The organism is Flammeovirga sp. EKP202 (genome assembly GCF_014534745.1).
Lineage (GTDB): Bacteria > Bacteroidota > Bacteroidia > Cytophagales > Flammeovirgaceae > Flammeovirga.
Window position 1 is genome coordinate 239,660 of sequence record NZ_JACVVP010000002.1, and the last position, 23,479, is coordinate 263,138.

At 35.7% G+C, this 23,479-nt stretch carries 16 protein-coding genes; 4 read left to right on the plus strand and 12 right to left on the minus strand.

Annotated elements, in window-relative coordinates:
* Positions 1-203: 203 nt before the first annotated feature.
* Positions 204-431 (plus strand): hypothetical protein, encoded by a 228-nt coding sequence (locus IC221_RS02070; RefSeq protein WP_188167378.1) that lies wholly within the window; start codon positions 204-206, stop codon positions 429-431.
* A gap of 457 nt (positions 432-888) precedes the next feature.
* On the opposite strand, the gene IC221_RS02075 is transcribed toward IC221_RS02070, so the two are convergent.
* From IC221_RS02075 to IC221_RS02100, 6 genes are all read right to left on the minus strand, one after another.
* Positions 889-3,057, minus strand: a complete 2,169-nt coding sequence (locus IC221_RS02075) for a L,D-transpeptidase (RefSeq protein WP_188167379.1) — start codon at positions 3,055-3,057, stop codon at positions 889-891.
* 382 nt (positions 3,058-3,439) lie between these two features.
* Positions 3,440-5,635, minus strand: a complete 2,196-nt coding sequence (locus IC221_RS02080) for a cation:dicarboxylase symporter family transporter (protein WP_188167380.1) — start codon at positions 5,633-5,635, stop codon at positions 3,440-3,442.
* A gap of 121 nt (positions 5,636-5,756) precedes the next feature.
* Positions 5,757-6,965, minus strand: a complete 1,209-nt coding sequence (locus IC221_RS02085) for a dicarboxylate/amino acid:cation symporter (RefSeq protein WP_188167381.1) — start codon at positions 6,963-6,965, stop codon at positions 5,757-5,759.
* Between the two features lie 166 nt (positions 6,966-7,131).
* Positions 7,132-7,566, minus strand: coding sequence for a hypothetical protein (locus IC221_RS02090; protein WP_188167382.1), 435 nt, complete (start codon positions 7,564-7,566; stop codon positions 7,132-7,134).
* An 83-nt stretch (positions 7,567-7,649) separates the two neighbouring features.
* Positions 7,650-8,261 carry an ATP-binding cassette domain-containing protein gene (locus IC221_RS02095; protein ID WP_188167383.1) on the minus strand — a complete coding sequence of 204 codons (612 nt, stop codon included), beginning with the start codon at positions 8,259-8,261 and terminating at the stop codon, positions 7,650-7,652.
* Between the two features lie 88 nt (positions 8,262-8,349).
* Complete coding sequence (locus IC221_RS02100; RefSeq protein ID WP_188167384.1) at positions 8,350-9,408, minus strand: hypothetical protein; 1,059 nt, start codon at positions 9,406-9,408, stop codon at positions 8,350-8,352.
* Positions 9,409-9,944: 536 nt separating this feature from the next.
* Between IC221_RS02100 and uxaC the strand changes: the two genes are divergently transcribed.
* Together uxaC and IC221_RS02110 are read left to right on the plus strand one after the other, a co-directional pair.
* The gene (gene uxaC, locus IC221_RS02105) at positions 9,945-11,393 is read left to right on the plus strand and encodes a glucuronate isomerase (RefSeq protein ID WP_188167385.1); all 1,449 of its coding nucleotides are present in this window, start codon (positions 9,945-9,947) and stop codon (positions 11,391-11,393) included.
* A gap of 311 nt (positions 11,394-11,704) precedes the next feature.
* Complete coding sequence (locus IC221_RS02110; protein WP_188167386.1) at positions 11,705-13,045, plus strand: MFS transporter; 1,341 nt, start codon at positions 11,705-11,707, stop codon at positions 13,043-13,045.
* A 490-nt stretch (positions 13,046-13,535) separates the two neighbouring features.
* On the opposite strand, the gene lpxA is transcribed toward IC221_RS02110, so the two are convergent.
* The 6 genes from lpxA to IC221_RS02140 form a co-directional block, all read right to left on the minus strand.
* Positions 13,536-14,330 carry an acyl-ACP--UDP-N-acetylglucosamine O-acyltransferase gene (gene lpxA, locus IC221_RS02115; RefSeq protein ID WP_044209064.1) on the minus strand — a complete coding sequence of 265 codons (795 nt, stop codon included), beginning with the start codon at positions 14,328-14,330 and terminating at the stop codon, positions 13,536-13,538.
* Positions 14,331-14,491: 161 nt separating this feature from the next.
* A complete protein-coding gene (locus IC221_RS02120; protein ID WP_188167409.1) occupies positions 14,492-15,889 on the minus strand; it encodes a bifunctional UDP-3-O-[3-hydroxymyristoyl] N-acetylglucosamine deacetylase/3-hydroxyacyl-ACP dehydratase in 1,398 nt (465 codons plus the stop codon).
* A gap of 81 nt (positions 15,890-15,970) precedes the next feature.
* The gene (gene lpxD / locus IC221_RS02125) at positions 15,971-17,014 is read right to left on the minus strand and encodes a UDP-3-O-(3-hydroxymyristoyl)glucosamine N-acyltransferase (protein WP_188167387.1); all 1,044 of its coding nucleotides are present in this window, start codon (positions 17,012-17,014) and stop codon (positions 15,971-15,973) included.
* A 79-nt stretch (positions 17,015-17,093) separates the two neighbouring features.
* Positions 17,094-18,299, minus strand: coding sequence for an HD domain-containing protein (locus IC221_RS02130; protein WP_223241265.1), 1,206 nt, complete (start codon positions 18,297-18,299; stop codon positions 17,094-17,096).
* Between the two features lie 212 nt (positions 18,300-18,511).
* Entirely contained in the window at positions 18,512-20,260 is a 1,749-nt protein-coding gene (locus tag IC221_RS02135; protein ID WP_188167389.1) for an OmpP1/FadL family transporter, read from the minus strand.
* Positions 20,261-20,719: 459 nt separating this feature from the next.
* Positions 20,720-21,706 (minus strand): hypothetical protein, encoded by a 987-nt coding sequence (locus IC221_RS02140; protein ID WP_188167390.1) that lies wholly within the window; start codon positions 21,704-21,706, stop codon positions 20,720-20,722.
* Positions 21,707-21,911: 205 nt separating this feature from the next.
* Between IC221_RS02140 and proS the strand changes: the two genes are divergently transcribed.
* Complete coding sequence (gene proS / locus IC221_RS02145) at positions 21,912-23,387, plus strand: proline--tRNA ligase (protein ID WP_188167391.1); 1,476 nt, start codon at positions 21,912-21,914, stop codon at positions 23,385-23,387.
* Positions 23,388-23,479 lie beyond the last annotated feature (92 nt).

A 23,479-nucleotide genomic window follows, 5' to 3' on the forward strand; every position in this document is an offset into this window, starting at 1 on the left:
AAAATCAAAATATAAAAAGCTTTCTATACGCTAAAATGCCGTGTAGGAAGCTTTTTTCATTAAGTATTATTTAACTATCTGTTCATAACTTTCTCTTTCATCATTAAGCCTACTTTACCTTTCGATGAACTCTCCCCAAAAGTACTTTTCACAAAAAGAAGAGTAGTATATTAATAGTGTCAAAGCCCAATTAAATTGAAATTATGAGTTTAGTAAACCAACAACAGTACCTATGGGAGGGTGGATTTGAGAAAGCGGAATCGAAAGAAATGAGCTTTCAAATTACACTTTACTATAATGACGAATCAGAAGAAACTTTTTTCGAGTCTTCCTCAACTGATCTTACTGAAGATGAAAAGTATCATGAAAAATTATTAAACTTAGAAGATGTGATCGATTTCTATATCGAATTAGAAGGAGTAATCGCATAAAAGAAATTATAACATCTAGTCGATGTGAATTTTTAAATCCACCTTGCTAGTATATTATAATCCAAAGACTATTTTACTTTTGAAACAATTAGCCCTTTCTATATTTTAGAAAGGGCTACTTTTTTATTAGGCAATTAGCAAATTGTAAACTAATGTTTCTGTTAACTTATTCTCGACCTTTCTGCAAGAATTTATAGGATCCACTTTCAAACTTCCTTCTTCTTCATTTTTGTCTTGAAACAAAAACGAAGCAAAAAATTCAAGGCTTTGAAGTCAAAAGCTAAATTTCATTCCTCTCGCCTAAATGATTTTAAACTCGCTGCGCTCGAACAGCAAAATCATTTTTAACGGCTCAATACATGAAATTCTTAACGCTTTTCCCTTCAAGGCCGGGGGAGCACTACCAAATGATTACCTGATTACAATCAAAAGACAAGAATTTTATAACAACCTACTCTTAATCGGCCAGCGAAATTGTTTCTCCATCCACCTCTGAAGAGATTACATATTGGTTTGCTTTCCATTTGTACTTACTATAATATGCTTCTGCCAACATCTGCATACCATACAACATATCTTCTTTTGGATAAGCTACTGAAACCATTTTCATCAGCGTTCTATTCTCTGAACTATGCGAATATTGAAAGAGGACCCATAAGCCCGTTTCATCCATCATTTTCATGGCTTCAGCTACACCATGTCTATTCGATAATTTATCTTGGAAATATTGACCCTTTACGGATACCAACTCTCCAGCTTTTACGCCTTTTCTGTACAGTTCTTCTTCACCTAGAGCATAGATATAAGCTTGCATTAAGACCACATCATTATAGTCTATCCCATTACTTTCGGCGACCATTTGAGAATTCCCTCTAAATGGAATATATTTTTTCACCCATTGCAAGTGTTCCCAATTTGAAAACACTTCAGGATTTGACTGAGTCAAAGAATCGATCATTTCCATATAATGCAGTACCCTTTTTCTTTCATTTGATATTGAAAAATATTCCAAAGGTTCTAAAGAATCAGTCAAGACATTAAAGTGATCGTCTGTCAGTGTTTGGTCATTAATTTCTACGGATGAAAGTAATACAGTATCCAATTCATATTTGACTAATGCCTTACTTAAGTCTGCATGTAATGCACTTTTTGTATCTGAAATTCTATTTGAAAAATAATCATTGATTTCTTGGGAATGATAGGCTTTAAAAAACGGGTTTTGAGTCGTTCTATTTACATTTTTGAAATACTCTCCTCTAAAGCCAAAGTGTTGCTGAAAAGTTATGTTCGCATACTCATCACTCTGATGTAATGTAAGCCAGTACTTCATGGCTGATTCAGGGAATGGTACGGTCACATAAATATCAACATTAGCATGTTGTTTTTCGACTTTCGACATTCTATAAGCAAGCGAATTGGCTAACTCAGGAAGTACATTCGCATAGAGATTTTTCAGCAATGAAACAGAATCTAATAGGTTTTGTTTTCTAAGTACAATAGACTGCGAATTATAAATTGACTCTAAATCTGAATCATCAAACCCAGGTACTTTAACAGGCCTTGGCTCATGAAAAGCCACTGCATCTAAAAAAACAGGCATTGTTCCTTGTTTCGCTACAATTTCTTTAATGATAAAAGAATTGATATTCGACACCCTCACACAACCTCCTGAAAGTGCAAAACCCAATTGATCTACCCTATTGGAACCATGAATGTAAAGTTGTCTTTTCCCCGAATTACTGTTGTCAATATAACAAACATCTTCGGGCGATTTTTGGAGATATTGAGGTGCGGATAGATCTATATATTCGGAACCAAAATTTTGTCCAATTAAACCAAATTGATTACTGCATATAAATGCCTTTTCAATCTTGGTGCTTTTTCTAAAAATATACATTGCTTCTCCGTCATACGCCTGACGATGAAGTTTATAAAAAATATGCTTTGGGTCTGTTGTGATTGTCTTTGATTGCCAACCTTTCTGATGGTAATCTTTATACACTAAAAAGTACCCTAATGGTGTTTGTCCAGAATCATTTTCATAACCTACTCCTTTCCATGCAGAAGAAATGTCAATTTCTACTAGCTCACCATTCGCCATATTGATAATATACCCCTTTTGTCCACCTACATTTTTCTTGGATATATTTCCCACAAAAGCATAGCCTGATTGAATTCCCTTGGTATCTCTTAGGTATAAAAATGCTTTTTGAAGTTTATGATGCACAAATGAAAAGTATTTTGGATCTGTTTTTTTTGACAATACACGCATCCCACATTTGGCATCATTGTGTAGCATTTCTTTTTGATGTTCTGTCAAATCGGGGTACTGCTCCAATAATTGATTCATGAAGTGTTGCGTCAGTTCTCCCAAACTTTCAGGCATTAATGCTCTAGCTTCTTCCAACTGTTGAATTGCAGGAATCGTATACACTTCTTCCTTGACGCTAGCAGGTGCACTTCCTCTCGAACTTACATAAACAGCTTTTCCTGTTAATTCTTTCCAATTGAAATCATTTGAAGAAAAAGTAGTGAAATCACCTGCTTTTTTTGATCGCTGTGTTGCACATGAACAGCACAAAATAAAACATGTCAGAATAATTAAATTGCCAATATGGGTTCTCATTAGTTAGTGGTTTTGGATACAATATTATTTTAAGCTAAAGAGGAGTTTGCTATCTCTTCTATTAGAAAGTAGAGTTTAATTCCACTTGCTATTACACAGTATACTAAGTTTTCTTTAACTCATGATCGATCTTTTTCAAAGATTATATATTTACCTCCCAAATTGAAGTGCTTTAGAGATGTTCCATTGCAATGTCCTCGCGAACCACAATACACAATCATTTATCCTTCATAAAAAGAATTACATCAATTCACGAAAACTATCTAATATACAGTATATTAAAATCTATTTCTAAAATAGGCATTAAAAAGTTCTATAAAAAAGTCCAAGATGAGATAAATGCTACATCTTGGATTTTAACGTATCAAGTCAATTAATTATACTAATCAACCCAATGCAAAACGTTTCGAATTACACTCCAATGCTTTTCTGTACTGGTAGGATCTTCTCCTAAAATCCAATAATCATAAAAACGTTGAATTGTACCATCTTTACGGTTAACTTCAATCCAATCCGAGACAAAATTGGCCATATTTTCATCATTATTCCCTACAGGATAAGCCAGTGGTAATGTGATACTGTACGGTAATGGATTGGCTATTTGGAACTCAGGATGTAATAATGTCAACGCTGCGCCTCTTTCAGCACTTGTCAACAAACCACTAAGCGGAACACTGTCTGGCTGATTGTCAAAAAACTCATCAACAGTGTCTAATCGAACTGCTTTGGCATTAGGGAAATATTTTAAAAACTTCTCTGCAACATCACTTCTCTCAAAATATCCAATATTAAAAGAGTCCAAAGCGGCTGTTTTATCAAATGTCTTGAATTGATCTGCCTGATCTCCTACCACCAAGGCCATCGTAACATCAATGTAAGGTTTTGAAAAAGCCAATTCTGCCGAATATTGACTGGACATAAATATATCCGACATCACAATATCAAAGTTGTCATTTTTCAATTCCTCAGGCATGTTCCCTACTGTAATAGGTACAAATTCGATTTCAGCATCCAATACAGAGCCTAACTCGTGTGCCATATCAATACCAAAACCTACCAACTCTCCTTTGGCATTGAAATAACTAAATGGTATTTCGTCTTCATAAAAACCAACCCTTAAGATTCCTCGTTTTTTGATTCGATCTAAAATCCCTTCGCCTTCTTCCAATGGGACAGGGTTAGGAGAAGCCTCTGGCAATACTTTAAAAGGAACTAATTGATGTACTAATTGCATATTAGCAATCACTTTATCATTCTGATAAACATCTTTTAGAGAGTAAGCTAGAAAATATCGAAGTGGGATTAATGTTCCTATAAACAACCCCACGGATACAGTGATCAGCATGGAGATTTTACGTTTCTTTATTTTGAAAAAGCCATGAGAAGTACCTAGCGTTAGTATTGTAAGTGTTATCAAATGCATTGCTCCTAAAACTACCCTTACTCTATCCGTAAATACGGTTGAAACTACAAAAAGCTGAAACATATCTTTTGGTATTTTCAAAATATCAAGCATAAATGGAATACCTGTTACAGGTGCCACAAAACTACTCAACAAAGTAGCACCAACGAACATCGGGTAATCTTTCAACGTGATTTCATTGCCTACAAACCAGGCAGCAAATGGAACAAATACAAATATGACCAGCGTCCCAAGGTTGGGAAAAGGATAAGCGAGTGGCATCAGAATATCAGTTCCTGCATTATTTTCGTCATTTCCTAAATCATATTCTCTGTATAATTCTTTTAAATCTTCAATGAGTTGTGGAAGTACTACGATAATTTTGCCTGTTGCGAAGATCGTGATCAACGTCGCTTTAGTGTATTTAAAAATATCTTTGTATTTAAATGGGGTACATGCTGAAATTAACATGGGTAACACCCAAAATACCATAATTGACACTGCTACAATATAAGTCAGTAAATACGCCTGCATCTTCCCCAACTCATCTAATGTCATCGTCCCTGCCGTACTTGCCGCAATAGCAAAAACGCCTGCAGGAGTCAACTTTACTACTAGTTTATTGACTTGGTTTAATGCTTTATTAAAAGCGTCAAGACTGTTGAGTAAGACATCCTTATCTTTTCCATTAATCTGCATTACGCCAATTCCCACCAAAATAGAAAACAATACAACAGCGGGAACCTTACTTTCTGCTAATGAAAAAAATGGATTTGAAGGTATATATAATTTCAAGAAATCAATCTCTGGTGGTGGAGTAATAAAGCTCGTACTGAAAAAATTGGCTGATTTCCATTCTGGAAAGGCAAAAGGAAGAATTAATACAACTCCAATTCCAATAACCAACAAAAGTGCTAAACAACGAATACCATTTATAATCAGTTTACGCCCTTCTTCTAAAGATAAGCGTCCAATATTTACAATTAATGAGAATACAATATAGGGCAGTACAGTCATCTGTAACAAACCAATAAAAGCATCGCCAAAGATTCCAAGATGTTCACAGTATTCACCAAAAAATAAACCGACAGCAATACCTATAAATAAACCTATTAGGATTTTTGTTGACAAGGTCATTGGTTTCTTTTCTTTTGAAGTATTGGATGTATTAGACATATAGTTTTTATGAAGTAAGTTAAAAGGATTGTTCGGGCTAATATAAATAAAGGCTACTCCTATTCCTAAGAATTAGAGTAGCCTTTGTTCATATTCGATATTTTGTAATTAATCTACATGATTAGAATTCTTCTATTTTTTCCATAATGACAGCACACGAAGCATCTCCTGTGATATTCACCGCGGTTCTGAACATATCGAAAATTCTATCCACACCAAAAATCAACGGTAATGCCTCTACTGGAATTCCTACAGCCATTAATACCGCCACTGACAATAAAGTTGGGCCAGGTACACCTGCCGTTCCTACTGCACCTAATACTGATGTGATAGCAATTGCAATATAATCCCCAAAACCAAGTTCCATTCCATACATCTGTGCGAAGAAAATCGCCACCATTGGATTGAATACTGCATTTCCTGCCATATTTACAGTGGCTCCAAGTGGTAATACAAATGAAGATACTGAGCGCTTCACTTTCATGTTATCACAAGCTTCGTAGTTTAGCGGAAGTGTAGCAAGTGATGATGCTGAAGAGATGGCAAAAATTTGAGGAGTAATCATCTCTTTGATAAACTTTCTTCCTGACACATTACTCAATAAATGAACTAACCCACCAAAAACAGGGAAGGTTACAATCAGAAGTGCTACCATATATAAAATAAAGAGGTTTCCGATATTGAATAAAACATCATAACCGAAGGTACCCACTGCATCAGCCATTAAGCTCAATACACCAAATGGTGCTAACCACATTACTTTGATGATCATCCATGTTAAAACATCATTGACACCTTCAATAAACTGGCTTACTATATTTCTTTTTTCTTCTGAAAGTTTGCCTATTCCTACTCCAAAAAACAAGGAGAATAATATGATCTGCAATACGCTTCCTTCCATTAAGGATTTAAAAGGGTTCGAAGGAATTGCACCTAATACTGTATCCCAAAAGCCTGCTACTTCTCCTTTTTCGGCAAGGCTTGCATCCATCATTCCATCTGCCAAAATAGACAAATCGAGTCCTTTTCCGGGTTCAAATAATACGGGCAAGAGAATACCAAAAAACACGGCAATGAAAGAGGTAACACCAAAATACGTAAAAGTTAATGTACCAATTGCTCCAGCATTTTTTGATTTTCCTAATGCTTGAGCACCCATTATGATTGAAAAGAAAACTAAAGGAACTACAAGCATTGACAATAGCTTGATGAATATTTTTCCGACAGGAGCAATAATCGATACTTCAGGCCCAAAGATAACGCCTAAAAGTACCCCTAGAATCATGGCAATAAGAATAGCAATACCAAGATCTATTTTAAAAAACTTCATGTTAATCGATTAGTATGATTTAAATAATTGTGTTCCCGAAAGTTAATAGATTGTATTTAAACTTACTTTATTGTGAGTGTTATTGCATTTAAATGTATAAAAAAAACCCTATCACGTTACCGTCATAGGGTCTAAATTTCAATAGGTCTTTCCTTACATTCGTAAACTAGTTAGCGTCTTTATTGAACACATAAGTATACGTAATGTCATTTTCTCTAGTTCTTGTAGCTGAACTTGTTGTAGTTTCAGTGTAAACTAAAGTAACAACATCACCTCCTGTAGAAATGTTAGATACAGATGATTCAGCATCCCAATCTAATGCCAACATTTCAGTGAAAGACATAGATGTCTTAAAACCTTCTGGCATTGGCCAAGCTGAATCATAACCTGAGAATGTAACAGTTGTTGTTGTTACATTAACAGCTAATTTAAAATCTGTATTTACCTCCGCTGGGTTAGTTGCACTTACATCCGCAGTGTAATTAAACTCTACGTCTGGAATTACATCACCACCATCATCAGAAGAACTACAAGATGATACAAATGTCATTAAGCCGATTAGCGAAAGAAAAAGAATTGCATTTTTCCAAATGTTTTTCATTACAATAGATTTTTAAGTTTTAGAATGTAATAGAGACAATTGAAATAAGGAGACCGACATAGCAAATATAACATAATATATTATTATTTATAATTTTCCATGAAAATTCTTTCATCACAAAATTCGTATTCATAAGGCTGATTACTACAAATTAAAGTGATTTTTCCTTTGCTACAAATGGGTAACCAATGCTGATACCATTCTATATTTTTATGATCCAAATTACTTGTAGGTTCATCTAGTAAAAGCATTGATGCCTCGGAAAAAAAGGCCAAAGCAAGCTTCAACTTTTGCTTCATTCCCGAAGAAAAAGCTTGCACTTGTTTTTTATTTGCCGCCTTAAAATCCAATATCTCAATGATTTCCTCGTTTGATTTCACCATTGGTTTCAATTGTCTATGAAAATTTAAATGCTCTTCTAAAGTATACTCCTCGACCAGTTCTGTATAAGGCCCCGCCAAAACAATTTCTTTCCAGATTTCATCTACAGGTATTTCTTTGTTGTTTTTTTTATAAATCACTTTTCCCTTAGAAGGATCATTAATACCAGATATCACTTTTAATAAAGTAGATTTACCACTACCGTTACCTCCAACGATTGCATAAGCTTGATCACTTTTCAATGTGTAATCAATGCCTTTGAAAATCCATTCTCTACTAAACTTCTTGCCTAATTGTTCTACTATTATTTTCATTCTTTGATATAAGTGTTTGAGCAAATATACATCACATTCTATTTTTTAGAAGTATCTACTCTTAAAATCACTCAGGAACGTCAATCTGTTAAAACATCACTCCTCCTCCAAAGCGAACAATACCACCTCCTTCAACTCTGGTATTAATATACACTCTATTGTCTTTGTAAAAGTCATAGTTTAAGCTAAAACCTGCCATTAATCGCAGGTTTTGTACCGAATACTCTTCATTAGAGGTGAAATACATAGAAAGCCCAGCTTCCACTTTAGGATAAACCTTAGTGGCTAATAATTTATAGTCTACTAAAAAAGGAACATTAAAATGGTATCTCTTCTCATCATTTAAATAATACTCTGCAACCAACATTTCAAAGTGTATAGAAAAGCGTTCGTATATACCTGACATGTTTCGAATGTTTATAGCGACACCAGCGTATTGACTCAAACTATTATGATAGAAATAGCCTAGATTCTCATTCAAGTATAATGTTTTACTAAAACTACCTACTGTTAATCCAATGTCAACCTTAAATGGCACTTTCTCTTTCACATAAATTACACACTCCTGATCAAAACAAACTTTATCATGGTATGTCTTTGCGGTCTTAATTAATGATTTGTGTGTCAAGGATGTATTATTTACAGCCGTATTCATTTTTGCATCTGCAAAAAAGTAATTCATAACACCAACATATTCTTTCAACTCTTTATTATACCTGACGTTACCTTCATATACTTCCTTCTCCGTATTTTTTAATTCTAGAAACTGATCATCCTTTTGAATGTAATACCGGTCTTTTCTATCATCTGTATAAAAGAAAATATCTACAGCTCCATCAATAAGGTACTCCAGAAAAACCATTTTGACTTTCTTCCCTAACTGAATTGATTTTGAGATGTAATATTTACCATCGACAAACCGGTAACCTTCGATTTCTTCCGGTAGGTATTTCTTACCCACTAACTGTTCTTCATTTTCTTTAAAAAGACAAAAAGCACTATTTGAACGTGGGGCACGATAGTCTATTTGCCCGTATACCTTATCTCCGTTTTTTTTAATAATATAACCCGCTCTCCAATCATTTTGGGCATAAATAGATAAGCTTAAAAACAATAGTAGAAAACTAAAAGTAACCTTCTTTTTCATCTCATTAGAATAGTTTATTTCTCAATAGTTGTACTTTTCAATACGCTTCATAAAGGGATTATAAATGGCCCATCAAAGAGCAAATCCCTTTATTTCTAGCTTGCTTAGGTGTCACACTGCTAAGTAGATATAAATGATGAAAACAGAAAATAATGCTATTTGTAAATGAACTGGTTGAAATTTCTCACCTTACTTTCAACCAATAATTTGTCTCACTATCCAAAAGAAAAAAACTTAATGAAATAGGTTTATATTTTTTCCTCTACTGAAAAAGACCTCTTTTTATGCCAAATAGTTTTCACCTACTAAGCAAGTTTACTATTAGATTACCAAAGTACTTAATGTCATTACGTAATGGGTAAATACTAACGTCCTCCGTTATTAGAATCGTTCTTTAACCGTTATAAGTACCGTTTGTGCCCCGTTAAACCTCCTACTTCAGAGGTAATATAGGTAAATAGCGGCATCTGTTTTCTTCATAATGAAGATGCGGATCACTTCTTCAAACTTGTTTCAAAACAACTATAACAGTAGGAATGAAAGCCGTAATCGAACAAAAAATAACGAGTAATGACCATCAAGATGTCAAACCTTTTTTAGATGATAGTTTCATTTTGGAAAATCAAACCGCAAAAAAACTTTACCATGAGTATGCGAAGGCTATGCCTATCATTGATTATCATTGTCACATTTCTCCAAAAGATATCGCTGAGAATAGAAGATTTAATAACATCACTGAAATCTGGCTGGAAGGAGATCATTATAAATGGAGAGCAATGAGAACCAACGGTGTTGACGAAGCCTTCTGTACTGGCAATAAAACTCCTGAGGAAAAATTCAATAAATGGGCTGAAACTGTTCCTTATACTTTAAGGAATCCATTATACCATTGGACACATCTTGAACTGAAACAGCCTTTTGGTATTGATAAGGTACTTTCACCTACTACTGCATCTGAAATCTACAAGGAGTGTAATACTAAGTTAGCCCAAGAACATTTTACCGTTCAAGGTCTTATCAAGAAAGCAAACGTTGAAATCATTTGTACTACAGATGACCCTATAGATGACTTACGCTATCACCAACAAATCAAATCTTCTGACTTTGATGTAAAAGTACTTCCCGCTTGGCGCCCTGATAATGTAATGGCAGTGGAACATCCAAAACCATTCAATGCGTATATTCAGCGGCTTAGTGAAGTGTCAGGAATTGAAATCAACTCTTACCAATCTCTTCTTGATGCCTTACAAAAACGTCATAACTTTTTTCATGAAAACGGATGTTGCCTTTCTGATCATGGATTGAACTACATTTCAGCTTCCGATTATACCAAAGCAGAAATTGAAGAGGTATTTTTCATCATCAGAAATGGAAATACCTTAACACCATCTCAAATTGAACTATTCAAATCTGCAATACTCTATGATCTCGCATTAATGGATCATGCCAAAGGTTGGGTACAGCAATTTCACCTTGGAGCATTAAGAAATAATTCTACTCGAATGATGAGAGAACTTGGCCCCGACACCGGCTTTGACTCTATAGGCGATTTCTCACAAGCAGAAAGTCTCTCCCGATTCTTAAATAAACTTGATGATACCAATAGCTTAACAAAGACGATTATCTATAATCTCAACCCTTCAGATAATGAAGTATTTGGAACTATGATCGGTAATTTCCAAGACGGATCTGTAGCCGGTAAGTTACAATATGGATCTGGGTGGTGGTTTTTAGATCAAAAAGAAGGGATGGAAAAGCAAATTAATGCCTTATCAAATCTTGGCCTTTTAAGTCGATTTATAGGAATGCTAACAGACTCTAGAAGTTTTCTTTCTTACTCAAGACATGAGTATTTCAGACGCATTTTATGCAATCTATTCGGGAAAGACATTGAAGCAGGTCTTCTTCCCAATGATCTAGAGCACGTTGGCAAAATCATTCAAGATATATGTTACAACAATGCTAAATCGTATTTCAATTTTTAGTGATTCAAAATAGTCGTTTGATATGATCATCGATTCACCACATTGTAAACTAAGTCTTCGTCAATTAACACAACTCCTTTTATGAAGGATTAATGGTAGTGTATTATGGTTCGCGAGGACGTTGCAATGCAACGTCCCTACAGAACTGCATTTTAGAAGGTTATTATAAAACCTTTGTCTTTTAACATGTAATCAGACAATCATTTAGTAGTAACTTCCTCGGCATTGAAGGAAAAAGCCTGCAGTAATTTAGTTTACAATGCACTTACTACTATCTCTTTTTTAAAAACTAATTAAACAACACAATAATTATGTCAGTGGTACAACCTCAACAACTTCAAGAAAAAGAAGTAAAACCAGCAGGCCGATACAGGTATAGAATACTAGCACTTCTCTTTATGGCTACGACGATCAACTATATGGATAGAAGTATCATTGGTGTATTGGCTCCAACTTTAGAAAAAGTTTTTGCATGGTCAAAATCGGATTATGCATCCATTAATGTCGCATTTAAGATGGCTTACGCGGTAGGTATGATATCTATGGGAACAATTATCGACCGATTTGGAACAAGAATAGGTTATACTATTGCCATTGGTATTTGGTCTATTTTTGGAATGTTTCATGCTTTATTACGCCCCAGTTTCGGATTGATAGGGTTTATGGCTGCCCGATTTGGTTTAGGGTTTGGTGAAGCGGGAAATTTCCCTGCCGCCATCAAAACGGTTGCAGAATGGTTTCCCAAAAAAGATAGAGCTTTTGCTACAGGTATTTTTAATGCAGGTTCAAACGTAGGTGCATTTTTAGCTCCCATTGCAGTGACTACAATACTTACGGTTGGAGGTACTCAATCATGGCCTTTCACTTTTCTAATTACAGGAGTTTTTAGTGGTATATGGGTACTTCTATGGCTTAAATTTTATAAGAAACCGGAGCAACATCCTAGCGTCAGTGAAGAAGAACTAAAATATATTCAGCAAGATGGCGAAGAGATCAACAGTGAGGAAGAAGAGGTAAAAATACCACTCAAAAAGGTCCTTTTTAAAAAACAGACCATTGCATTTACGATTGGTAAATTGACAGATGGTGTATGGTATTTCTTTATGTTTTGGTCTGGTATGTTTTTTACAGATCGCTTTGGTATGAGTATAAAAGAATTAGGGGCAGCTTATGCTGTAATGTACCTCATTGCTGATTTAGGAAGTATTGGAGGTGGTTATCTATCCAAGTTCTTTATCAACAAAGGATATAGTTTGAATGTCGCTAGAAAGTTATCCCTTTTGATTTGTGCCTTAGCTGTATTTCCTGTTTTTACAGCAACACTCACCAACAATCCCTATATCGCCGCTTGTTTTATAGCCTTGGCGTCTGGAGGTCATCAAGCTTGGTCAGCTAATATGTTTACGGTTTCGTCCGATCTGTTCCCTAAAAGTGCCACTGCCTCTGTAGTGGGATTAGGTGGAATGTTTGGTGCCTTATCAGGAATGTTAATTGATATCATCTTGGGACAAAATTTAGATTCAACAGGGCAAGAGGCTTACTTCTGGATGTTTTTAGTAGCTGGATGTTCTTATATATCGATCTTATTTATCATGCATTTAATCGTTCCTAAGTATAAGGCATTGGATAATCAACTTCATGAAGTTGAATAAGCGAAGAGGAAGAATAATGTCAAGCACACTATAAACTAAATTTTCGTTATTTACAGTATTTAGAAATCAGGAGATTTCTGATAATCTGAAGGACACGAATGACGCTAACGCTTAACATTCGCGCCATTGAGCTTTCTACCATTTTAGTTTGGTTGTACTCCCCCTAGCATTGAAGGGAAAAGCGTTAAGAATTTCCCTTCAAGGCCGAGGGGAAATACTACTAAATGATTATCTGATTACAGGTCAAAAGACAAAGGTTTTATAATTATCTTCTAAAATGCAGTGCTGTAGGGACGGGCATTTTACTAAAACGTCCTCACGAATCATAATGTATAACCATTTACTACTCGTAAAGGAGTTTATCATTATCGAGAGCTTAGTTTATAATTTTCTTAATAGAATGAATATTCATTTTCCTTTTAATATGAAAAAGCCCCATTATCATTTTATAAAATGATAATGGGGCTTTAAATATAATGTCAAGCCTAGCTTAATATCCTTTGATAATTCCTCTTTCTGATTTCTTAAGGAATTCTAAAATGATATCACGCTCTTCAGATTGCTCAATTTCTTCTTCGATTTGGCGAATTGCCTCAGCCATTGTAAAACCTCTAGTATAGATCATTCTATACATTTCGTGTACCTCTTGTAAGGTATCCCCTTCAAATCCTCTTCTTCTAAGTCCTACAGAGTTAATACCACAATAGCTTAGTGGTTCTCTTGCCGCCTTTACAAATGGAGGAACATCTTTTCTTACTAAAGATCCACCACCGATAAATGCATGTTGACCGATTTTCACAAATTGGTGAACGGCAGCTGTTCCTGCAATAATCACATGATCATCGATCTCAACATGCCCTGCAATTTGTGTTGCATTCGATAAAATACAGTGATCACCCATAATTACGTCATGAGCAATGTGTACGTAAGCCATCAACATACAGTTGCTGCCTACCACTGTTTTCATCTTATCTGTCGTTCCTCTACTTACTGTCACACACTCTCTCAAGGTAGTGTTATCACCGATATAAGTTAGTGTTTTTTCGCCTTTGAACTTTAAATCTTGAGGTATACCTGAAATTACTGCACCAGGAAAAACTTTTACGTTTTTACCCAGTCTTGCGCCATCCATGATTACAGCATTTGGTCCAATCCAAGTCCCCTCTCCGATTTCTACATCTCCTTGAATTGTAGCAAAAGGTTCCACCACTACATTGTCTGCTATTTTAGCATCCGGGTGGATATTTGTCATTGGATATTTCTCAGTATAAGGATTTTTAGTCATCTTTTATTTGTGGTGATAATATCAGCCTATTCTTACGAATATTACCTCGATTTTTTAACATTACGACCTTTGACAAGAAAACTTTTTGTCATAGGGTGCAAATATATCGAATAAAAATATGAGTTGAAAGTAAGTGTACTCTCAACTCATTTTCTCAATATTTATGCATTATCTTTTTTAACCAAACTAGCGGTCATAATTGCTTCAGTCACTAACTTATCACCAACATAAGCTTGACCTTTCATCTTAGCAATTCCTCTACGGATTGGCATCAAAAGTTCACATTTGATCACTAATGTATCACCTGGCATCACCATTTTACGGAACTTACACTCTTCAACACCTACAAAGTAAGTCCAGTAATTAGCAGGATTATCTACTGTGTTAAGTACTAAGATACCACCTGTTTGCCCCATAGCTTCGATTTGTAATACACCTGGCATTACTGGATTGCTTGGGAAGTGACCTTGGAAGAATGGCTCATTAATGGTTACATTCTTCACACCAATCACGTAGTTATCTGTGATCTCAGTAATCTTGTCTACTAATCTAAATGGATAACGGTGTGGAAGCATTTCCTCAATCTGATTGATATCATAGATTGGTGGAACTGCTGGGTCATAAGTAGGAACATTCTTACGTGCTGACTTCAACATTAAGCTCTTTAATTTACGAGCAAATGCTACGTTAGCTGCGTGACCTGGACGAGCTGCTAAGATCTGTCCTTTGATTGGTCTACCTACCAATGCTAAGTCACCTACCATGTCTAATAATTTGTGACGTGCAGGCTCGTTAGGGTGACGTAATTGAACGTTGTTTAAGATACCTTCTTCAGCAACTTCTACTGATGGCAACTCAAATAACTCTGCTAACTCGTCTAATGTCTCTGGAGAAACCACTTGATCCACTACTACAATAGCGTTGTTGAAGTTACCTCCTTTGATAAGGTTTGCTTTACGCAATGCTTCAACTTCGTGTAAGAAACAGAATGTTCTTGATGAAGCAATTTCTGCAGCAAAATCCTCAATATTATTTAAAGCAGCATGCTGACTACCTAAAACTGGTGAGTTATAGTCTACCATTACAGTAAGTCTATAATCATTTAAAGGTAAGGCCGCAATTTCTACTTTACGATCATCTTCTTTGTAGAATACTCCTTCAGGTACTTCAAAGAAGTTTCTTAGCATAGATTGTTCCTCTACACCTACTTCCATTAAAGCCTCTACAAACTTGATAGAACTACCTTCCATGATTGGAGGTTCTGGACCATCAATTTCGATTAAAACGTTATCGATTTGAAGACCAACCAATGCAGCTAATACGTGTTCAACAGTATTTACTCTTGCACCATCTTGTTCGATCGTTGTTCCTCTTGACACGTCTACAACGTTGTCAACGTCACAATCAACGATTGGTTTTCCTTCAATATCTACTCTTTGGAACTTAAATCCATGGTTCTCAGGAGCTGGATTGAAAACCATCTTACTGATTGCTCCTGTATGAATACCAACGCCTTCTACAGTCACTGGCGCTTTTATAGTATGCTGTTTTGTATACATCATAAAATAGAATTGGCAAATTGAAATTGCCTAACTACTTGGTTAATTTCTAATATATTAGCGGTCGAGTATAAAACTCGACTACAAACTTAATACTTTTTTCTCAAGATCTCTCACAATTCTTTGTAACTCAGGTAGCTTCCTGTATACAGCGAATGCTTTTAAGTGATCCATTTGAGAGATGGCAGGCGATCCCATGATTCTTGTACCTGATTCTTTAATAGTTTGTGCAATTCCTGACTGAGCAGCAACCATCGTTCTGTCAGCCAACTGAATATGACCTGAAACACCTACTTGGCCACCAATCATACAATTTGCACCGATTTCACTTGAACCAGAAACACCCGTTTGTGAAGCGATCACCGTATTTTCACCAATGACAACATTGTGTGCAACCTGAATAAGGTTATCTAATTTCACGCCGCTTTTTAATACCGTTGATCCCATTGTTGCTCTATCCACTACAGTGTTAGCTCCAATGTCTACGTTGTTCTCCAAGATCACATTTCCAATTTGAGGGATGGATTTATAAGTTCCATCTTTCTGAGGAGCAAATCCAAAACCATCTGAACCGATAACGGCACCAGCTTGGAGGGTACAGTTATTTCCTAACTTTGATCCATGACAGATTTTTACTCCGGCATAAATCACACAATTATCACCTATTTCAACTCCTTCTCCAATAAATACCTGAGGATGAATTTTTGCGTTTTTACCAATTTTTGCACCCTTAGAAATATAAGTAAATGCACCAACATAAGCTGTTGCCTTATCCATTTCTACAGACTCATCAATAAAAGCAGGTTGTTCAATTCCTACTTTCGCTAAGCTTAGCATTCTTTGGTATTCAGTAAGAAGATCGGTAAAACCAGAATAAGCGTCCTCTACTACAATCATAGCACACGGCACTTCCTGTTTTGGTTCGAAGCCTTTACTGACGATTACAGCACTAACTTTAGTTGAATAGAGATATTCTTCATATTTCATATTTGCAAGAAATGAGATTGCATTGGCATCTCCTTCTTGAATTTTAGCGATTGCTGATATTTTTGCATTTGGGTCACCCCCTACGACTTCACCTTGTAGTAATGCCGCAATTTGTTGAACTGTAATCTCTAACTTCATAGTAAGGTTCCTATGTATCTTTTTTAGATAATTTATTCATTTTTTTGAGCTAATAAGGAATATTAGTCAAAAAATCACGCTAAGATACGATTTTGGGTTGGCATAGATAATACTTTGTAACAATTTTCGTCAATACTTCTATGTTAGGCAGGTCTGAAGCCTCAGAAATATCAATCACATCGCCATTGTTCATCTTTACTTTAATATTCTGTCTACCAGAAGTATACGCCGAATTACTTACTTCTCCTATAAACGATAAATAGGTCAAATCTTTCTTCGAAAAACCTTTTGCTAATAAATCTTTCTCTACTGATTTTAACTTTTTTTGTGATATTTTTTCAGAAGACATTTCTAAATGAAACAGTTTTCGATGAAGTAGACCTTCAATCAAATAGTCCAAGATCTTATCTCCAGAGTTTTTCCACTGTTTAATCGCCGACCAAATATTATAATCATCTAATTGTAAAAAGTGCTCAAGTAATTGATCATTACGTACGAAGTCTTCCTTACTGAAATCATTGATCATAAAAAAGTTTAGATCAGAATCACACAACATATTCTTCCCTTCCTTCATCAATTCTCTAGCTCGTTTTATAATACTCTGAAGCATAATTTCTGCTGCTAACCCTGTTTTGTGAAGATATACCTGCCAATACATCATCCTTCTAGCATTCAGAAAACGATCTATACTGTAAATTCCCTTTTCAAGTACTACAATCTCATCATTATGCACATCCAGCATTCTAATGATACGATCTGCTCCTACACTCCCTTCAACAACTCCTGAGAAGTAGCAATCTCTTTGTAAATAATCCAATCGGTCCATGTCCAATTGACTAGAAACCAAACGGTGAAAGAAGTTTCTTTTGTATGTCCCTTCAAATATTGAAATCGCAAGGTTCAACGCACCATCAAACTCAGCGTTCAATTTATGCATTAGAAGAGAAGTCAATTCTTCATGATGAACATTGATGAGTATATATTCTAATGAGTGAGAAAAAGGGCCGTGTCCCAAATCATGAAGAAGGATTGCAATCATTGCAGCTTCTTTCTCTTTTTTAGTAATTTTTGTTCCTTTCCTTTTAAGAGATTCTAAAGCCAGCTTCATCAAGTGCATAGCACCTAATGCATGACTGAAACGAGTGTGCTGAGCTCCGGGGTATACAAAACTAGACATTCCCATCTGTTTGATCCTTGTTAATCGTAAGAATATAGGGTGATTCACCAACTCTAAAATCAGTTCTGAATCAATAGTCACAAACCCATAAATAGGGTCGTTTATCATCTTGTATACCATATTTAAAAAATCTGTTTTTAAGTAACTTAAGTACTTATCAAAAATAAAACAAAGAAAATTGTTATGGTATTTTTTAAGCATTAAGTGCTCAATCTGTATTACTTTAAACCAAAAAAACAGGTTTCAATTCAAGATCAAAACCTGTTTATATATCAAAATATGAAATACGCTTTAAGAATTACATTCTAATGATGATGCCTTTAGAACCTCTTTCCAACACTCAATTGAAATTCTGTACGGCTGTAATCCACATCAATAATTGGATAAATCAAAATTGTATTTCCATCCCCATCAACAAAGTTATCTTCTAACTGATAAGGACTTTCTGTTCCTTTCCATCGGCTATGAACCACTGAGAAATCAGCATAAAATGTATTATTTCTATAACCTAAACCTCCTGAGTAAAAAGATCTGCTTTGATCTACAAAACGATACTCTTCTTTATGTGGGTCTTGGTAATAAGCATAGCCAGCTCTTAACATAAAGCTTTTCCCTAATCTATATTCTCCACCTACTCTTATGTTAATTGTATTTCTATATTCTTCATCAAGAATGGCATTGTCTCCTGTAAAATTCAACATTTCTTCCACTGGATTGGTCGTATACTCATAATAATAAGTAGTACCCTTGTTTAATTGCATCGCTGAATACCCAATATATTCTACATCCAATGTCAGAAACCCTTTCTTACCAAAGAACCCAGATACACCTCCTGAAGCTTTCCATGGTGTATTCATATTATAACGTGTACGGATTTCGTCATGTGCAGAAGATTCCCTCCCTGAAAATCTATAATCTTTGTCTTCTGCATTGGGATTATATAAGTCAAGTCCATCAGGGTTATAAATATAAGATTGTCCGTCTTTAAAATGTTTTTCTTGATACGTTGCATCGTTCCAATTATAACTTCCGTTTCTTGTTGTGGTTGCTTGATAATAATCGGTAAGTGCGTACCATGTAGGGGAAGTAATTGTTGCACCTAAACGAATGGCATCAATAGGTCTCCAAATCACACCTGTTTGTAAATTAATACCCCAACCAGTAGTTCTAAAACGCTCATTGAGCCCTAAAAAAGTCAAATCTGTATCTCTCAATTCTACGTATTGACTGTTCTTCGTATAATTTACATTTTGGATTCCGACTTTAGCACCGATATAAAGCTTATCATCAAAATTACCACCATAAGCAAAAGAGGTCTCATACTGCCCTCCTCTTGTTTCTACTAAATGCGTTCTTTCAGTGATTCTTGAGGTTGTAAAACCATCAGTATCTCTATCTAATGTGTAATAGTAAAAGTTAGGGTCATGGTAATCTGCGGAACCTGACGATCTATCAAAAACGGGTTTGATCAAATTTAATTGATATGCCATCCCTGCAAATGTGGTAGGGCTAAATCTTTTTTCTTCATCCATAAAACCTTGAGATGCTCCATAAGCAGACTCTTCAAAGGCATTCAATAAAGAAGTTGGGTTTCCGCTTCGATCTACATAAGACACATCACTATTAAAATCTGCAATACGGTTAAATGAAATTGCAAATGCACCACCTCTCCATTTACTACTTCCTGTAGTAGACGATTTAGAGCTAGAAAAAACCGCTCCTATTTGAGGTACAAAAAGTCGAGTTTGCCCTGCTGTTCCTGAGATTCCTTCACCCGAGGTAGTAGAATTAGTGAGTCCCACTCCTAATGAAACATGGTATTCGGATTTACGCATAAACCCCAAACCTGCAGGGTTTAACATCGTATGTGAAATATCTCCCCCAAGAGAAACTCCTGCTCCTCCTAATGCTCTAACACGTGCTGAACCTGTGGGATTTTGTTGTGAAAACCTCACAACATCTCTATAATAACCTACTGGAAAAAATTCGGATTGTGCACTAGCTGGAAATGTTAATATTAAAGTTAGTGCGATTAATAAAATAGGTTTGATAAGATCTTTAGTATTCATATTTGTATGATGTATTTTCCTAAAAAATTGGGGAGTCAAAACACATTTTCAAAGAATCCTTTTTTAGCATGACTCTAAGCGAAATTCAGTTACAGAATTGAGTTAAATACCTAATAAAAGCTAGTTGTTAAGTACTAAGCCAAAAATAGACCCTATTTAATTCTAATTGATTTTTTGTGAGTACAACGTAAAAAAACGTATGAACAGTGGCTCTATTTAGCGTTTTTTGAAGGAAGTAATTACAAAACAATCCATAGAATTAGTATTAAATAATTCTGTCTTGGTACTTAAGTTTATTAGACATATTTAAATAAGCACTTGATGATGAATAATGTAATTGTAACAGCATCTATAAACGTCTTGATTTAGTTTATTTAATGATTATTCATCTACAGACCGAAAGTTACAAAAAAGGATGTCTCATAGAGAAACATCCTTGTATATTTTTTATGATTTTGACTATCTTCTTCTTACTGATCGACCTGCAGAACCTGAGCTTCTACCTCCCATAGAAGGTGATGAACTTCTAAATGAAGAACCATTTGAATTTGTTGGTCTTCTGTAAGTGTTGTTGTTATTGAACGGACTGCTTGTAGGTCTTGAAGAAGACCCCCAACTTGTATTTGGTCTTGCCTGAGAAGATGATGGTCTAGCAGCTCCAACACCGTTTGATGTCATCGCCGTTCTATATCTTTCAGGATATTTTATTTTTCTTGTTGTTGAGTTTGGTCGTTGAGCCACTCTAGGGTTTGATACTCTACCAGAGTTGACTGGAACGTAAATTGGACGTCCCCCGTATCCATATCCTGGATAACCGTAATAAGGATCATACATTCCTCCATAACCGTAACCTGGGTACATACCACCGTACATTGGATGACCGTACATAGGGTAACCAAAACCTGGGTACATACCACCCATGCCATACATCGGGTACCTCCATCCTGGATACATTCCCATACCCATGCCCATTCCTATACCAAGGCCTAAGCTAAAAGCGGAGTTATTTCCAAAACCAATTCCAATACTTGTGCCAGTACCAAATGTACCCGCTGACATTCCTAGTGATACTGAAGGGTTAGAGAAGAAACCTCCACTCTTCTTACCACCTTGCTGCTGATCAGCAATACTTACACCTTGAGTTGCCTCCATGTAAGCATTACCTACTGTTGGAATTGAAGAAGGAATAACACCTTCATCTGTTACATAATAAGGATATCCATATCCTGTTCCTACACCGTCTGGGTTTGAAAAACGACTCAATTGTTCTTGTCTTTCAGGGGTGTTAGGAAAATCGTGATTTGCAATATCCGAAGGTAACATTGCAGGTTTTGCACTAAGTGCTTCTCTGTCAGCTTTTGTGAAATACATGTCGTCGAACTCCTGACCGAAGGCAGAAGACACTGCAAGTAATGCACTAATAGCCGTATATATCCATTTATTCATAATAAACGTGGTTACTATTTTATAAAAACATCAATGGGAGCAAAATTCTATTATATTTGTGTTCCGATTGAACTCAAAAAAATAGGTTAGCATTAGCTTATAGACAAATATAATAATTATAAGCAATATAAACCTAAATTTAACTGTTCAAACGACAATTTATATACTTGATTGTAACCACTTTCAGAAAGTTTTATAATAGATCATGGCAAAAGGCTTACCAAAAAGAAGCGACGATTATTCAGCTTGGTATAACGAGTTGGTAAAAAAAGCAGATCTTGCTGAAAATTCAGCAGTACGTGGATGTATGGTGATTAAACCTTACGGATATGCGATCTGGGAAAAAATGCAACAGACATTAGATAAAATGTTCAAAGACACTGGACACTCTAATGCTTATTTTCCTTTATTAATTCCTAAATCTTACTTAAGTAAAGAAGCGGATCACGTGGATGGTTTCGCAAAGGAGTGTGCTGTAGTAACACACTACCGTCTTAAGAATGCAGAGGATGGTTCTGGCGTAGTTGTGGACCCCGAAGCAAAGTTAGATGAAGAATTGATCGTACGTCCCACATCTGAAACAGTGATCTGGAGTACTTATAAGAACTGGATCCAATCGTACAGAGATCTTCCTTTATTGGTAAACCAATGGGCTAACGTAATGCGTTGGGAAATGCGTACACGTTTATTCCTTCGTACTTCTGAGTTCTTATGGCAAGAAGGTCACACGGCCCACGCTACTGAGTCAGAAGCAATTGCTGAAACAAAGCAAATGTTAGAGGTATACGCTGATTTCGCTGAAAACTTCATGGGAGTTCCAGTAGTTAAAGGTGTGAAAACAGCTAACGAAAGATTTGCTGGTGCTGTAGATACTTTCTGTATCGAAGCCATGATGCAAGATGGCAAAGCTTTACAAGCAGGTACTTCTCACTTCTTAGGTCAAAACTTTGCAAAAGCATTTGACGTGAAGTTCTCTGACAAAGACAACAAGTTAGAGCACGTTTGGGGTACTTCTTGGGGTGTAAGTACACGTTTGATGGGCGCATTGATCATGGCTCACTCTGATGATGAGGGCTTGGTGTTACCTCCAAAATTAGCTCCAATCCAAGTTGTAATTGTTCCTATCTACAAAGGACAAGAGCAATTAGATGCTATTGCTGAGAAAGTAAAAGTGATTCAAAAAGAATTACAAGCTTTAAATATTTCAGTGAAATTTGACGACAGAGACGCTTTACGTCCTGGTTTTAAATTCGCTGACTGGGAATTAAAAGGTGTTCCTGTACGTATGGCAATGGGACAACGTGACCTTGAAAATGGCACTGTTGAAATCGCTCGTCGTGATACTAAAGAGAAAAATACTTATCAATTAGATAACGTAGTTGAAACGGTTCAACAACTTTTAGAGGACATTCAAGCGAATATCTACCAAAAAGCTTTTGATTACCGTGAGTCTCATATCACTAAAGCGGATACTTTTGATGAATTCAAAGATCTTTTGGAGAACAAAGGTGGTTTCATTGCAGCACACTGGGATGGAACTGGCGAAACTGAAGATAAGATCAAAGAATTGACAAAAGCGACAATTCGTTGTATTCCTTTAAACAATGAGCAAGAAGAGGGTGCTTGTATCTACACAGGCAAACCTTCTACGCAAAGAGTTCTATTTGCGAAGGCTTATTAATAAAGAATAAATATTCAGCTTAAGGAGAAATTCATAAGCTAAAAATTATATTAAACGGATGGCATATGTAAATTACATATGTTATCCGTTTT